Here is a 15,402-nt window from a genome sequence, read left to right as displayed (position 1 = left end):
AGTTCCCACCGATGCAAGGGGCTCGGGGCCCCCGTGGCGCCGGTTCCAGGCAACGCGGCGCGGCCAGAAGTGGTTGCACCCGTCGTGGGCAGGGCTAGGCTCTGACCGTCAGGCGGTCACCCCACTGGAGGTCGAGTGCCCGAGTTGCCCGCGCCCAGTCCGCTGCTCCACGTCGCGGACGAGCACCACGGGACCACCCTCGTGGTGCGGGTGAAGGGTGAGGTCGATCTGTGCACCGGCCCCGAGCTCGAGCAGCACCTCCAGCACGCCTTCGCCGACGTGCGGCCGCCCGAGCCCCTGGTGGTGGACCTGTCGGGCGTCGCGTTCATCGGCTCCTGTGGGCTCACCCTGCTGCTGCGGCTGCACGACACCGCCGAGAGCAAGGGCAGCAGCCTCCACATCGTCGCAGGGCAGCGAGCCGTCACCCGCCCGATCGAGGTGGTGGGGCTCAACGACACGCTGCGGCTGTACTCCACGGTGGAAGACGCCCTCGCACACTCGCGCTGAACCCGCCGGTTCGCGCGGCACCATAGTGGGTACCTCGACGTCGTGACTTCGTACAACCGCCGTTTCGCAGCGCAGCTCCGCAGGGAGTGCCGCAGCTCGGGCGATCCGTGGCGCGCGGCCGAGACCCACCTGCCGAATCCAGAGGGGCTCCTCGCCTCCGGCTTCACCTTCAGCGGCCCCCTGCACGCTGTGCTGCCGTTGTTCGGCGTGTACCGGGGAAACTCGCGGGTACGCGTGGACCGCGACTGCCTCCAGGTCAGCTACGGCCACTGGCGCTTCGAGACGCCACTGGCCAACATCGCCGACGTGACCACCGTCGACGGCAAGGTGCGCATCACCTTCCACGAGCCGGTCCACGGGCACGAGCCGATCGGCGTACGGCACCGCGACTTCACGGTCACCGTCGACGACCCCGAGTACTTCGCCGAGGCCCTGCGCGCCCGTATCCCGCGGCGCACGCAGTCGTCCTGACCGGGCCCTGCCCCGGCCCGGTCAGGACGACACCCGGTGGCGTCCGTTCCGTTCAAGACCATGCGGCCGTTCCGGGCCAGGATGGACGGCATGGCACCCGAGCTGTCCTTCGATCTCGCCGCCGCGGCGACCTTCCAGCGCACGCACGCCAGGCTGCTCGACCAGCGCCGGTTCGAACTGCTCATCGGTGAGGGCGACGCGGAGGCGACCCTCGCGGCGCTCGCGGCCTACCGCAACGCCGACGGCGGGTACGGCCACGGCCTCGAACCGGACCTGCGTTCCCCGGAGAGCCAGACCGGCCCGGCGCTGCACGCCTTCGAGGTGTTCGCCGAGGTCGCTCCCGTCACCAGCCCGCACGCGGCGGCCCTGTGCGACTGGCTCGACTCCGTGACGCTGCCCGACGGCGGGGTTCCGTTCGCGCTGCCCGTGACGTCGCCGTCCGGCTGCGCGCCCTTCTGAGTGACGGCCGACCCGGCGGAGTCGTCGCTGCAGATCACCGCGATCACCACCGCCAACGCGCTGCGGGTCGCCGCGCACGACCCGGCCGTCGCGGAGCACCCGTGGCTCGCGCGGGCGACGGACTACTGCCTCTCCGCCATCCGCGGGCTCGACGGCAGGCCGCACGCGCTCGTGCTCGCGTTCGCGGTGGGGTTCCTCGACGCCGCGTCCGACACCCGCCCGGAGTCGGCTGAGCTGCTGGACCACCTCGCCCGGTACGTCCCCGCCGACGGCCTCGTGCCGGTGGAGGGCGGCGCCGAGGACGAGGCGATGCGGCCGCTGGACTTCGCCCCGCTGCCGGGCCGGCCGGCGCGGAGGCTGTTCGCGCCCGAGGTGATCGACGCCGAGCTGCGCAGGCTCGCCGACGGCCAGCAGGACGACGGCGGCTGGCGGGTCGACTTCGACAGCTACTCCCCGCAGGCGACCCTGGAGTGGCGCGGCTACCAGACCGTCAACGCGGTCCGCATCCTCCAGGCCGCCGCCCACGCGCAGTGACATCCGCAGTGAAGGCCACCTTCACTGCAGTCAGCCAACAGCCCCCAAGGCCACCTTTGTTGCGTTGAACGCAACAAAGGTGGCCTTGGGGAAAGGTCAGAAGCGGAGGTTGCGCAGGTAGTCGTAGCCCACTTCGGCGGTGTGGAGCGGGTCGGTGGGCTGGTCGTGCTCGACGACGTAGTGCAGGACCGCGCCGCCCGCCCACGTCTCCCGGAAGATCCGCGCGAAGTCGATGTTGCCCGTGCCGAGATCGGCGAAGCCGCCGTCGTCGGCGCGGTCCTTCACGTGGAACTGCCGCACCCGGCCGAACTGCCGGTAGAACTCCCGCACCGGGTCGACGCCCGCGACGACGAGCCAGTACAGGTCGTACTCGAAGTGGATGTTGCGGCGGGTGGTGGTGCGCGCGATGACGTCGAACGGCCGGACGCCGTCGATCGCCTGGAACTCGTGCGCGTGGTTGTGGTAGCCGTAGGCGATCCCCGCCTTGCGGAACGCCTTGCCCGCCGTCTCCAGTTCCTGAGCGAAGGAGGCCCACTCGGCGATCGTGCCGAAGTTGGCGTACGCGCAGTCGGCCATGTGGTAGCCGAGGATCCTCGCGTCGTCGATGAGCTGGTCGACGTCCGCGCCCCGGAAGTCGACGTGCGAGGAGACCGCCTTCAGCCGGTACCGGTCGAGGATGGCGCGGAATTCCTTCGCGGTGCGGCCGTAGGTGCCCGCCAGCTCGACGTTGCGGTAGCCGATGTCGGACAGCTCCTCGAGCGTGCCCTCGAGGTCGGCCTCCAGCGCGTTGCGCAACGTGTACAGCTGGACGGCGATCCGCTCCTTCGGCAGCCGCCTGCCCCCGTGGCCGCCGCCGTGGCCCCAGCCCGCCTGCGCGGTACCCGCGGTGGCCGCCGCGAGACCGGCGACGGCCGCGGCACCCGCCGTGGTGCGCAGCATGGCCCTGCGAGACAGGCGAGACTTCGGTGAATCGCTCATTCTCGGTTCCCTTTCGGTCAAAGGTGGGGAGAGCTCAGGAACGATCAGTGGAGAACGCGGCGTCGAACGCCGCCGCGGGCTTGTCGAAGTTCAGATTGCGGATGTAGTTCACGGCCTCGGCGGCGCCCCGCAGCCGGTCCATTCCGGCGTCCTCCCACTCCACCGAGATCGGACCGGTGTAGCCGATGGAGTTGAGCGCGCGGAACGCGCTCTCCCAGTCGACGTCGCCGTGCCCCGTGGACACGAAGTCCCAGCCCCGCCGCGGATCGGCCCACGCCAGGTGGGAGCCGAGCCGCCCGTTGCGCCCGTCGAAACGCTTCTTCGTGTCCTTGCAGTCGACGTGGTAGATGCGATCGGCGAAGTCCAGGATGAAGCCCACCGGGTCGAGGTCCTGCCACACGAAGTGCGACGGGTCCCAGTTCAGCCCGAACGCGGGCCGGTGGTCCACGGCCTCCAGCGCGCGCTTGGTGGTCCAGTAGTCGTAGGCGATCTCGCTCGGGTGCACCTCGTGGGCGAAGCGCACACCGACCTCGTCGAAGACGTCGAGGATCGGGTTCCACCGAGTCGCGAAGTCGGTGTAGCCGTCGTCGATCACCTCCTGCGAGACGGGCGGGAACATCGCGACGTACTTCCAGATCTTCGAGCCGGTGAAGCCGATCACCGTGTCCACGCCGAGCTTGGCCGCGGCGCGAGCGGTGTCGGCCAGCTCGGCGGCTGCCCGCTGCCGCACGCCCTCGGGCTCGCCGTCGCCCCAGATGCGGGCGGGCAGGATGTTGCGGTGCCGGTCGTCGATCGGGTCGTCGCACACGGCCTGTCCGACGAGGTGGTTGGAGATCGCCCACACCTTCAGGCCGTAGGACTCGAGCAGCTTGTGCCTGCCGGCCACGTAGTCTTCTTCGGACAGCGCGCGGTCCACCTCGAAGTGGTCGCCGGAGCAGGCGATCTCCAGCCCGTCGTAGCCCCAGCTCGACGCGAGCCTGCACACCTCCTCGAAGGGCAGGTCGGCCCACTGGCCGGTGAACAGCGTAACCGGTCGGCTCATCGGTAAGCTCCCTCTCGGATTCCTTGCAGTTGCAGCAGCAGGTCGCGGACCTCGGTGGCCTGTAGACGGCCGGACGACTCCACAGTGGACGGAATGCTCGGCTCGGAACACACCAGCACGGGGCCGTCGGCGGGCGAATCGGGCAGCCTGCCGTGCGAGCCTCGCACGAACCGCGGATCTGTCGGCACCACGTTCATCGCGTAGCGCAGGCCCACCTTCTTGCGCACGAGGTTCAGGCCCGCCTTCGCCTTCACCAGCGGATCGTCGGGGTCGAAGAACAGCTCGGCCGGGTCGTAGCCGGGCTTGCGGTGGATCTCAACGCCCTTCGCGAAGTCCGGCTTCCTGTCGTCGTCGAGCCAGTAGTAGTAGGTGAACCACGCGTCGGGCTCTGCCACCACAACCAGCTCACCCGCGCGTTCGTGGTCGAGACCGTAGCGGGCCTGCGCCTCGCGGTCGAGCACCTCCTCCACACCGGGCAGCGCGGCCAGGATCTCCCGCACGCGCGGCAGGTCCTGCTCGTCGCCGACGTAGACGTGTGCGACCTGGTGGTCGGCCACGGCGAACGCGCGCGACGTCCACGGGTCCAGGTACTCCATCCCGTCCTGCGTGTAGACCTCCAGCAGCCCTTCCCGGCGCAGCGCCCGGTTGACGTCCACCGGGGTGTCGGCGGGCGTGATGCCGTACTCGGACAGCGCCACCACGGCTGCCCCGGCCGCCTGCGCGTCGGTCAGCAGCGGCGCCAGCTCGGCGTCCACGGCCCTCGCGGCGGCGACGGCTTGCGGCGAGCCGGGCCCGAACCGCTGCAGGTCGTAGTCCAGATGCGGGACGTACACGAGCAGAAGGTCCGGCCCGTCGGTGCGCAGGAGCCGCCGCGACGCCGCGACGATCCACTTCGTCGACGCGATCGACGCCGTCGGGCCCCAGTACTGGAACAGCGGGAACGGACCCAGCTCGCGGGTGAGCGCGTCGTGCAGCTCCGGGGGCCGCGCGTAGCAGTCGGGCGACTTGCGGCCGTCGGCGTGGTAGATCGGGCGCGGGGTGATGGTGAAGTCGGTGGTGGCTCCCATCGCGTACCACCAGCACACGTTGGCGGCGACGTAGCCGGGCGAGGCCGCCCGCGCGGTCTCCCACAGCTTCTCGCCCTGGACGAGCCTGTTGTGCTGGCGCCACAGGTAGACCTCGCCGAGGTCGCGGAAGTACCAGCCGTTGCCGACGATGCCGTGCTCGGCGGGCATGCGCCCGGTGAGGAACGTCGACTGCGCGCTGCACGTCACCGCGGGCAGCACCGTGCCCAGCTCGGCCTGCCAGCCCCGCGTCGACAGCGCGGTGAGATTCGGCATGTGGCGCAACAGCTTCGGCGTCAGTCCGACGACGTCGATCACCACGAGCTTCTTCATGTGTGCACCTCCATGCGTGCCCAGCGCAGCTCGTCGGCGATGCCGGCGGCGAGCTCCTGACGGCCGCTCTCGGGAAGGACGGTCCAGGTGTAGGTCTCCACCTCGACGTGCGGCAGCGGACCCTGGGCGGCCAGCGCGCCGAGCGCCCCGGTGAGCACGCCGGTGGTGGACTCCAGCGGCGCGGCCGGCGTGGCGTGCAGCGGCACGTGGAAGTGCACGCGCCACGGCCCGCGCGCGGGCAGGGTCTCCAGCGCGGCGGGCAGGTCGTCGGCGGCCAGCACCTCGCCCGTCGGCAGCAGCTCGCGCACCTGGTGCAGGTAGCGGGGTTCGGCGAACGCCTTCAGCGCGGCGACGGCCTCGGGGGTGCCGGGCCGCTCGACGTGCAGCGCTGCCGACGCCTGCACCTTGACCACCGACAGACCCGCGGCTTGGATGTCCTCGACCGTCTTCGCGGGGTCGGCGAAGGACACCGCGAGATGGCAGGTGTCCAGGCACAGCCCGATGTACTCGGGATCGACGCGCCCGGCGAGCCACGCGACGGCGTCGCTCACGGTGTCGAGGACGCACCCCGGCTCAGGCTCGATCGCGAGCCTGATCGGCTGCTCGTTCCGGGCCAGCGCGGAGCGCAGGACCCGGGTCACCTCCTCGAACGCGATGCCCGCGCGCACGTCGTGCGAGGAGCTCCACGGCTCCCGCCACGCGAGCGGCAGCGTCGAGATACTGCCGTAGGCCGCGTCCTCGGGCAGCAGGTCGCCGAGCACGGTGACGCAGTCGAGGGTGTAGCGCAGGCGGCGCGGGTCGGTCCACGCAGGCAGGTAGACGGAGTGCTTCACCACGTCGGCGTGGAAACCGCCGTAGGGGAAGGCGTTCAGCGTCTGCACGGCCAGGCCGCGTGCGGAGAGCTCCGCGGCGAGCCTGCGCCTCGCCGAAGGGTCGGCTGCGAGGCCCGCGGCCACCCCCGCCGCGAGCCACAGCCCGACGCCGAGCCGGTCCTGGCCCAGCTTCTCGCGCACCGGGACCGCGTAGGTGTCGAGCTGCTCGAGGATCCCGTCGAGGTCCTCGGCGGGATGCACGTTGGTGCAGTAGGACAACATCACTGTCTCGCCCCGCGCAGCACCGAGTTGCCCTCGAACGTCTCGCCGGTCGGCGCGTCGGTCTCCAGCGGGTCGAGCATGAGCTTGCCGCTCTGACCGTAGAACTCCACGGGGTTCTGCCACAGCACCTTGTCCACATCGGACTCGGTGAAGCCTGCCGCGAGCATGGCCTCGCCCGTGCGCAGGGTCTTGAGCGGATCGGAGCGCCCCCAGTCCGCGGCGGAGTTCACGAGCACCCGGTCCGTGCCGTGCTCCTTGAGGATCGTCACCATGCGGTGCTCGTCCATCTTGGTGTCCGGGTAGATCGAGAAGCCCATCCAGCAGCCCGCGTCGGCGACGAGGCCGACTGTCAGCTCGTTGAGGTGATCCACGACCACGAGCTCGGGCGCGATTCCGGACTCGCGCACCACGTCGAGCGTGCGCTTGGTCCCGGCGAGCTTGTCACGGTGCGGCGTGTGCACCAGCACCGGCAGCTCGTGCTCGATCGCGAGCGTCAGCTGGTGGGCGAACGCCTTCTCCTCGGCCTCGGTCATCGAGTCGTAGCCGACCTCGCCCACCGCGACCACGCCGTCCTTGGCGAGGTAGCGCGGCAGCACGTCCAGCACGTCCACGCAGCGGGGATCGTTGGCCTCCTTGGGGTTCAGCGCGATCGTGCAGTGGTGGCGGATGCCGAACTGCGAGGCACGGAACCGCTCCCAGCCGATGAGACCGTCGAAGTAGTCGGTGAACGAGCCGACGTTGGTACGCGGCTGGCCGAGCCAGAACGCCGGCTCGACGAGCGCCCGCACCCCGGCCTCGTACATCTGCTCGTAGTCGGTGGTGGTGCGCGAGGTCATGTGGATGTGCGGGTCGAAGATCCTCATTGTCCTGCCTCCTGGAGCACGAGATCGGCATCCGGCGGAACGTCGCGGCCCGCGGCCCTCCGTTCGGCCACGTAGTCGGTGACCATGCGGACCAGCTCGGCGTCCGCCCGCTGCGCCAGCCCGCTCACCGCCGCCACCGGCACGCCGGTGAACAGGCACTTGAGCACGCCATGCCGCCACGTGTGCGCGTCGAGGTGCCGCTGCGCGAACGGTCCGAGCGCCGCGGCGACGAGCCCGATGTCGTTGGCGCGCAGGGCGTCCTCGACCAGCCGCAGGCCCGTGTCGACCACCTCGGCGTCGTCCGGCAGCAGGCGCAACCCGCGCAGCACTCCCCTGCGCTCGGCGCCGTCGCCGTAGCGGTACAGCTCGGCGACCTCCTTGGCCAGCTCCCCTCCCGAGAGCGCATCGGCGAGCGCGGCCAGCAGGCGGGCCCTGGCGTGGTCGTCGGTGGTGCCGTGCACGAGACCGCGGGCATCCAGCGGCGACCGGCCCACCTTGCGGCCCACGGCGGGGAACAGCGTGCGGATCTTCACCGGGTCGGCACGCACAGACCGTTCCGCGCCCGCGAGCCAGTCGGCCGCCCTCAGCGCGGTGATGCTGCGCCGGGCCACGTCCGGTGCGGCATGGCTGTGCCGGGGCAGCTCGACCGCCGCCAGCCCCTCGTAGCCGATCTCGGTGAGCGCGGCCAGCGTGCCGGTGAGATCGAGCTCGCCCTCGCCGAACTCGAGGTGCTCGTGCACGCCTGGCCGCATGTCGTCGAGCTGCACGTTGAACAGCAGGTCCCCGGCCTCGCGCACGCAGTCGGCCGCGTTCTTCGGTTCCACGGCCACGCAGTGCCCGACATCGAGAGTGATACCGAGCAGCTCTGGCGAGCCCAGCTCCGTGCGGAGCCGGAGCGCCTGCGCCAGGTGCTGCACGAAGTGCCCAGGCTCCGGTTCGAGCGCGAGCTTCACGCCGGAGGTCTCCAGCACGGCGGCGACGCCGTCGCGCATCCGCCGCCACGCCGTCTCGTCGTCCACATCGGAGGGCTTGACGCCGGACCAGAACGACACGCATTCGGCGCCGAGGTCCTCGGCGATGCGCGTGGCGCGCCGGAGGAAGTCGATGCGCGGCGCGGGGTCGGCCGACACCAGCGTGGGCTGGTGCTTGTGCCACGGGTCGAGCAGGTACCGCGCGCCGGTCTCCACCACCACGCCGAGCCCCAGCTCGCCGAGCCGGTCGCGCACGCGCCGCGTCTGCTCGGCGACATCCCTGGCGAAGGGGTCGAGGTGGTCGTGGTCCAGCGTCAGCGCGATGCCGCTGTAGCCGAGGTCGGCGATCACCGCGAGCGCGTCGGTGAGGCGGTGGCTGGCGAAACCGTTGGTGCCGTAGCCGAATCGCAGGGTGCTCACGTGGGGCTCACCTTCCTCGCGAGGCGGCGGGCGAGCGGCAACGCCGTCGCCAGCGCGGCGGCGACCCTGGCCGCGCCGTACCGGGCGGTGAGTCCCGCCTGCAGGGGGACCATGCCGTGGATGCCGGCCATCGTGGCCGCGCGCACCCGTGGCGCGGACGGCCGCTCCGCGGCGCCGTACTGTGCCCTGCCGACCGTCGCCGCGTACCCGCCCGCGAAGCCGAGCGCGGCCAGCCGGTCGCGCCTGCTCCCCCGTCGCCCTGCCACGGCGAGCGCGGTGGCGACGGCCGTGCCCGCCAGCGCGGTTCGGGCCGTGCGGGCGGACCCTCCGTGGACCTCCCCCGCCGAGAGCGCGGTGACGCCGTGGGTGTGGACCCCGAGCGCGATGGCGGCCGGCGCGGCGTCCCGCCACCGGCCGCCCGCGCCCAGCAGCACGTCCAGCGCCCGGCACGCCGCCATGCCGCAGGGTCCCGCAGCCGTTCCTTTCAGCTTGGTGTCGTACGCCCAGATCGCGCCCGCGAGCGGGAGGGCGACCCGGAGAGAGCGCTGACCGCCGCCGAACCAGGCGATCCCCAGCCCGGCAGCGGTCAGCACACCCCCAGTGGCCAGGGCCGCGCCCGCACTCAGCCGACCGGAGGGAATCGGCCGCTCGGGGCGCTCGACGGCGTCGAGGTCCCGGTCGGCCCAGTCGTTGAGTGCCATCCCCGCCCAGTAGAGGGCCACCGACGCGAGCGGCAGGGTCCAGCGCCTGCCCCGCAACGGCGACCCCGAAGCCGCCGCACCCGCGACCGTGTCCCCCAGCACTGTCAAGGCCGCCGGCGCCCGCACGAGCTCGGCGACGGCCCCCAAGGCCACCTTAGGCGCGCTCAACGCAACAAAGGTGGCCTTGGGGGAAGGTGGAACCGTCGCGAACGGGGCCGTCACCGCGGTCATCGCGCCTCCGCCCACGCCGTCAGCGCGGCGAACTGCTCGGCGAGGCGGTGCTCCTCGGTGCCCATCGGGTCCTTGAAGAAGAAGCCGAGGGCGCCGATCGGGCCCGACTCACCGCGCCGGTGCGCGAGCGCCGCGAACCGCGCCAGGTCCAGCACCAGCGGCGCCGCCAGCGCCGAGTCGTAGCCGCTCCACGTGAACTGCAGGCTCATCCGCGCGCCGAGGAACCCCTCGAACGACACGTGGTCCCACGCGATCTTCTGCTCACCGAGATCGGGCACGTTGTCGATGTGCAGCGGCGAGGTGACGTCGCCGCCCAGCAGCGTCGCCAGCCCCCGGCCCTTCGACGCGAGCTTGCTGCCCGCGTGCTCGGCGTCGGCGAGCGTGAGCCCGTCGCCGCCGCCGAGCAGGTTCGTGCCCGACCACGACCGCACGTGCAACGCCCTCGCCGCGAACATCGGCGCGAGCGTGCTCCGCACGAGCGTCTCGCCGGTCTTGCCGTCGGAACCCGCGTACGGCAGCCCCTTCACCGCCGCCAGCTCCTCCAGCGCGGCCAGGCGGATACCCGTCGACGGCGTGAAGTCGACGAACGGGCAGCCCGCCCGCAGGGCCGCGTACGCAGCCACCGAGCTCGGCGGCAGCACGGTACGCCCTGGCACGGCCATCGCGGCCTCGAGCGCGGCCAGCGTGCCGTGCTCCGGCAGGGCAGGGAACACCGGCTCCGTCGACGACACGTTGACCACCACGACGCGCGCGAGCCCGTTCCGCGCGGCGAACTCGCCGATGTCGTCGGCGAGCCGCCGCGCGGCGTCGGCCTGGGAACCCGGGTTGGTGGCCGGGTGATAGCCCGGCCGCAGCTCGGAGTCCACTTCGGACAGCGCAGGGCGGACCGCCTCGAAGACCCGGTGCGGGATCACCCCGGCATCGGTCAGCAGCTCCGCACGCTTGTCCAGAGCGAGGTCCGCGATGTCGTGCCCGCCGACGTGGAGCTCTTCCCAGCCGGGCAGGCCCAGGTCGGAGAACCGGGGCAGCGCGCTGACGCAGCCCGTCGGTTCCACCACCCTGGCCCGCAGTGCGAGCAGTCCCGCGATCGCCGTGGTGGCGACCGAACCGCGTGCACCGATCAACCACAACCCTGTGGGTTCCATGGAGCTAGGCCCTTCTAACTCGCGGCGGCGAGTGGTGCGCCACCCTCGATGTGCCCGATGACTGCCTCCGCGTCACGCACGAGCGTGTCGCGAACTCCATTGTCCGGCACCGATTCCGCTCGGTCGACGAACTTTCGTAGCTCCTTGACCGCCTTTCCGTCGTTGCCGTTCGCCTCCGCCTTGCGGGCCTTGGACAATTGGGACGACAGGGCCACGTAGTCCGCCAGCGACAACCGGTTGGCCGCCCGGAACCGCTCGACGAGCTGGCCGATGTCCCGCAGCGAGGTCGTCGACGCGAACGTCACCGACCGCTCAGCCGTGTTGCCGGCCGTGTCGGTCGCCGTCACCGTCAGCGAGTGCACGCCGAGCGGCAGCTCGTGCAGCGGCACCGTGGCGCCCGAGGTCACCGGCCGCCCGTTGAGCGTGGCCGACTGGCTCGCCACGCCCGACGTCTCGTCGCCCGCCAGCCACGACACCACCAGATCGGTGGCGTCACCGTAGACCCGTCCGTCGGCGACCCCGGCCACCATCACCGTGGGCTTGGTCGCGTCGATGCTGATCGACGCGGCCTTGTCCGACTCGACGTTGCCCGCCGCGTCCACCGCCCGGTACAGCAGCGTGTGCTCGCCGTCGCCGGAGACCACCACGGGCTCCGAGTACGTCGTCCACTCGCCGCCGTCGAGGCTCCACTCGATGCGCTCGACCCCGGATCCGGTGTCGGTCGCCGACAGCGTCACGGCGACCTCACCCCGGTGCCAGCCCGCCGAACCCGGTTCGGCGAACGCCGCCTCGGTCACCGGCGCCGTGACGTCCAGCTCCTTGATCTGGATGTCACGGTAGAACACGTCGTCGCCGTTGCCGTGGTTCTGGATCCCGATGTAGCCCTGGGCCAGGTCCCTGGCGGGGTCGGTGCTCACGAAGTCGTTGATGAGGACATCGTTGAGGTAGACCTTGATGGTCTGGCCCTGCACCACGATCTCGTAGGAGTTCCACTCCCCCGGCGGGTTGAGCGCCTCATCGCGCGCGGCGAGGTCGGCGGACTGGAACGTGTAGATCGCGCCCGTCGTGCGGTCGTCGGCATCGGTGGCGTCGATCTGGATCTCGTAGCCCTGGTTCACGGCGATCCACGGGTCGTTGCCGGGATCGGGGAACCCGACGAAGACACCGGAGTTGTCGTCGCCCGCCATCTTCCAGTCCATTTTCAGGCTGTAGGCGGCGTACTCCTTCTCGTGCCACCACAGGCCCATGCCGCCCACCGACTTGATCGTGCAGTCGGACTGCAGCTCGAACGAACCGGGTCCGGCCTGGTTCCACGCCTCCATGCTCGCCGCGGTGCCGTCGAAGAGCATCGAGTAGCCCTCCTCCGGCTGCGCGGGCTCACACGCGGGCGGCGTGCCGGGCTCGGCCACGCCCGCTCCGGTGAACCGGACGTTGTCCACATCGAACAGACCGCCGACGCCCGTTCCCCTGAAAGCCAGGTAGAGCGGCTTGGTACCGCCCGGGTCGGTCACGGGGACCGGTGCTATGTCGGCGTAGTTGTCGAAGCCGCCGGTGTTGCTCACCGGAACGGTCTGCAGCAGCTCACCGTCCGGCGCGCCGGAGCGCACCTCGATCGTGCCGCCCGCGCCACCCGAGGACACGCGGTAGCCGATCGCCTCGATGCCCTTCAGGTTCGCCGGGTCGAAGGAGATCCAGTCACCGTCCTCGATGTAGCCGACCCGCTTGCCACCGCTGGCCCCGGCGGCGTCGACCACCTGGATGCCGTTGTGCTCGGTGAAGAACTCGGCCTGCTTCAGCTTGGGCTGCAGCACGACCTCGTCCGAGCCGGGCAGCGCGGGCACCTCGCCCGCACCGTTGTCGGTGTAGCTCGCGTTGATGACGCCGAACACGTTCGCGTCGAGCCCGTGGCCCTCGTCGGCGGGGGTCTCGAGCACGCCCTCACAACCAGTGGCCCGCGAAAGCGGGTGGCCGTGGTTGTCGTGGCCGAGGATGTATTCCACGGTCACGCGCGAGCAGTCGATCGGCCCGTCCTCGGGATCGGTGACGGTGACCTTGAACGGCACCGTGTCGCCGAAGCCGAAGAACCCGCCGTTCACCGGGGTCTCGAGCGTCACGGTCGGCGCCGTGTTGCCCACGGTCACCACCACGCTCGCGGCGCCCGTCAGCCCGGTCTCGTCGGTCACCGCCAGCTGCGCGGTGTACTGGCCGGGCTCGGTGTAGGTGTGTGTCACCGCGCCGGCCTCGGTGGAGTCGGTGGTGCCGTCACCGTCGAAGTCCCACGCATAGGCGAGCTCGCCCCCGTCGGGGTCGCTGGTGCCGGCCGGCTCGAAGGTCACCTCGAGCGGAGCCGGTCCCGACGTCCGGTCGGACGTCAGGCTCACCTGCGGGGTCCGGTTGCCCTTGGTGTAGTCGATCCGGTACACCGCCGAGTCGGCCGCGCCACCGAAGTAGCCGCTGCCGTAGTCGAGCACGTACAGCGAGCCGTCGGGGCCGAACTCGATGTTCATCGGCCTGGTCAGCTGCATCGATTCGAAGAACGGCTCGATCGCGCCGCGCTCGCCGTTCTCCCCGACCTCGATCGTCTTGATCCAGCCGCGGTCCCACTCGTAGGCGAAGTTCTTGCCGTCGTAGAACTCCGGGAACTTCGTCACGACGTCGAGCTCGGGATCGTAGTCGTACGTCGGGCCGCCCATCGGCGACTCGCCGCCCGTGCCGAACTCCGGCACCGAACCGCCGTCGTATGGGATCCACGCGGGCTGCGCCGGGGGCAGGTCGACGAGCCCGGTGTTGTGCGGGCTCTCGTTCTTCGGCGCCGCGCAGTCGAACGGCTCGCCGGAGGCGCCTGTGGCGAAGTCGTAGTCGACGAACGGCTGGTTGTCACCGACACAGTACGGCCATCCGTAGTTGCCGGGCTCCTTGATCAGGTTGAACTCGACCGTGCCGCCGGGGCCGCGCTCGGGGTTGGCCGAACCGGCGTCCGGGCCGTAGTCGCCGAGGTAGATCCAGCCGGTCTCCTTGTCGACAGCGAACCGGAACGGGTTGCGGAAGCCCATCGCGTAGATCTCGGGCTTCGTGCCCTCCGTACCCGGCGCGAACAGGTTGCCCTCCGGAACGGTGTAGCCGCCGTCCTCGCCGACCTTGATGCGCAGGATCTTGCCCCGCAGGTCGTTGGTGTTGGCGGAGGTGCGCTGCGCGTCGAAGACGGGGTTGCGGTCGGCCCGCTCGTCGATCGGCGTGTAGCCGTCCGAGGCGAACGGGTTGGAGTCGTCCCCTGTGGACAGCAGCAGGTTGCCGTCGGCGTCGAAGTCGATCTCGCCACCGGCGTGGCAGCAGATGCCGCGGTCGGCGGGCACCCGCAGGATCTGCTGCTCGCTGGCCAGGTCGAGGGTGCCCGTTTCGGTCAGCTTGTAGCGCGACAGCTGGTTGTGGCCCTTGAACGGCTCGAAGTCCGCCGCGGTCCCGTTCTCCGGCGCGTCGCCGGGCGGAGTGTCCAGCGGGGGCGCGTAGTAGAGGTAGACCCAGCTGTTGTTCTCGAAGTCCGGGTCCACCGCGATGCCCTGCAGCCCGTCCTCGTCGTGGTTGTAGACGGGGATCGTCGCGGCCACCGTGGTGGTCGCGTCGGGCGTGGTCAGGAAGACCCGGCCGTCGCGTGAGGTGTGCAGCACCCGGCGGTCCGGCAGCACGGCGAGCGCGATCGGCTCGCCGGTCACCGCCGCGCCCTGCGCGAGCGTGATCTGGTCGAAGTCCTCGTCGACCGGGGTCTCGCCGCCGGGTTCGGTCGCGCAGTTCCCCTCGGCCTGGCCCGTGGCGTAACGGATGCCGCCAAGCAGGTGCTGCCGGAACTCGGGCTCTGCGTAGGACTCGACGGTGTGGCCGCCGCCGGTGTACCAGGCCCGGCCGCCGCTGTTCTCGTGGCACCACGCGATCGGGTGGTCGTCGCCCATCGCGCCGGAGCCCGGGTCGTAGCTGGACTCGTCCAGCGTGGCCAGCACGTGGACGTCCTGCCTCGGGTTCTCGCGGTAGTTGTACCACTCGTCGGTGCGCGTCCACCGGTCCGGCAGGTCCACAGTGGAGGGATGCTCGTGGTCCTCGACGTCGATCGAGGCTTCCTGGATCTGCGGATGGGAATCGAAGTAGGCCCCGACGAGGTCGCCGTACCAGGGCCAGTCGTACTCGGTGTCGGACGCGGCGTGCACGCCCGCGTACCCGCCGCCGCCCTCCACGTAGCGCTCGAAGGCGCCCTGCTGTTCGTCGTTCAGCACGTCGCCCGTGGTCGACAGCCACACCACCGCGTCGAAGCGGGCGAGGTTGTCGTCGGTGAACGCCGCGGAGTCTTCGGTTGCCTCGACCGTGAAGCCGTTGGCAGCCCCCAGTTCTTGTATCGCGGCGATTCCCGTGGGGATCGAGTCGTGCCGGAAGCCTGCGGTCTTGGAGAAGACCAGGACGCTGGCGGTTTGCTGGGTCTCGGGTTGCGCGGTCTCGGCGGTCGCGCTGAACGCGAACCCGCCGAGACCGGTGCAGAAGGCCAATGCGGCGGCGCCGAAGCGCCACCAACTGCGAGGAGATCGTCTACGTTGCGTGGTACTACT

Annotated in this window: 11 protein-coding genes and 1 pseudogene; 3 read left to right on the top strand and 9 right to left on the bottom strand. The window is 71.1% G+C overall.

The window, feature by feature from the left end:
• Positions 1 to 135: 135 nt before the first annotated feature.
• The 3 genes and pseudogenes from DI005_RS30175 (at position 136) to DI005_RS30165 (ending at position 1,971) form a co-directional block, all read left to right on the top strand.
• Complete coding sequence (locus DI005_RS30175) at positions 136 to 507, top strand: STAS domain-containing protein (protein ID WP_112275153.1); 372 nt, start codon at positions 136 to 138, stop codon at positions 505 to 507.
• A 42-nt stretch (positions 508 to 549) separates the two neighbouring features.
• Complete coding sequence (locus DI005_RS30170; RefSeq protein WP_112275152.1) at positions 550 to 978, top strand: hypothetical protein; 429 nt, start codon at positions 550 to 552, stop codon at positions 976 to 978.
• A 90-nt stretch (positions 979 to 1,068) separates the two neighbouring features.
• A pseudogene (locus DI005_RS30165) lies at positions 1,069 to 1,971 on the top strand (hypothetical protein).
• A 96-nt stretch (positions 1,972 to 2,067) separates the two neighbouring features.
• Here DI005_RS30165 and DI005_RS30160 read toward each other — a convergent pair.
• From DI005_RS30160 to DI005_RS30120, 9 genes are all read right to left on the bottom strand, one after another.
• Positions 2,068 to 2,949, bottom strand: coding sequence for a sugar phosphate isomerase/epimerase (locus tag DI005_RS30160; protein WP_113644412.1), 882 nt, complete (start codon positions 2,947 to 2,949; stop codon positions 2,068 to 2,070).
• A 34-nt stretch (positions 2,950 to 2,983) separates the two neighbouring features.
• Entirely contained in the window at positions 2,984 to 3,991 is a 1,008-nt protein-coding gene (locus tag DI005_RS30155; RefSeq protein WP_113644411.1) for a sugar phosphate isomerase/epimerase, read from the bottom strand.
• Positions 3,988 to 5,388, bottom strand: a complete 1,401-nt coding sequence (locus tag DI005_RS30150; protein ID WP_113644410.1) for an alkaline phosphatase family protein — start codon at positions 5,386 to 5,388, stop codon at positions 3,988 to 3,990. Before DI005_RS30150 ends, DI005_RS30155 begins: the two co-directional genes overlap by 4 nt.
• Entirely contained in the window at positions 5,385 to 6,482 is a 1,098-nt protein-coding gene (eboE, locus tag DI005_RS30145) for a metabolite traffic protein EboE (RefSeq protein WP_113644409.1), read from the bottom strand. Before eboE ends, DI005_RS30150 begins: the two co-directional genes overlap by 4 nt.
• Positions 6,482 to 7,345 (bottom strand): TatD family hydrolase, encoded by an 864-nt coding sequence (locus DI005_RS30140; RefSeq protein WP_112275147.1) that lies wholly within the window; start codon positions 7,343 to 7,345, stop codon positions 6,482 to 6,484. Before DI005_RS30140 ends, eboE begins: the two co-directional genes overlap by 1 nt.
• Positions 7,342 to 8,736: an EboA domain-containing protein gene (locus tag DI005_RS30135; protein ID WP_113644408.1), complete on the bottom strand. Its 1,395-nt coding sequence runs from the start codon at positions 8,734 to 8,736 to the stop codon at positions 7,342 to 7,344. The genes DI005_RS30140 and DI005_RS30135 overlap by 4 nt, the downstream gene beginning before the upstream one ends.
• The gene (locus tag DI005_RS30130) at positions 8,733 to 9,584 is read right to left on the bottom strand and encodes an SCO3242 family prenyltransferase (protein WP_112275329.1); all 852 of its coding nucleotides are present in this window, start codon (positions 9,582 to 9,584) and stop codon (positions 8,733 to 8,735) included. Before DI005_RS30130 ends, DI005_RS30135 begins: the two co-directional genes overlap by 4 nt.
• Before the next feature lie 80 nt (positions 9,585 to 9,664).
• Positions 9,665 to 10,813: an inositol-3-phosphate synthase gene (locus DI005_RS30125; RefSeq protein WP_113644407.1), complete on the bottom strand. Its 1,149-nt coding sequence runs from the start codon at positions 10,811 to 10,813 to the stop codon at positions 9,665 to 9,667.
• A gap of 14 nt (positions 10,814 to 10,827) precedes the next feature.
• A complete protein-coding gene (locus DI005_RS30120) occupies positions 10,828 to 15,342 on the bottom strand; it encodes a ThuA domain-containing protein (RefSeq protein ID WP_369973631.1) in 4,515 nt (1,504 codons plus the stop codon).
• Between the last annotated feature and the right edge of the window lie 60 nt (positions 15,343 to 15,402).

The organism is Prauserella sp. PE36, assembly GCF_003311655.1.
GTDB lineage: Bacteria > Actinomycetota > Actinomycetes > Mycobacteriales > Pseudonocardiaceae > Prauserella_A > Prauserella_A endophytica.
The sequence above is the reverse complement of the archived record's forward strand: the minus strand, read 5'-3'. Positions and strand labels throughout refer to the sequence as shown.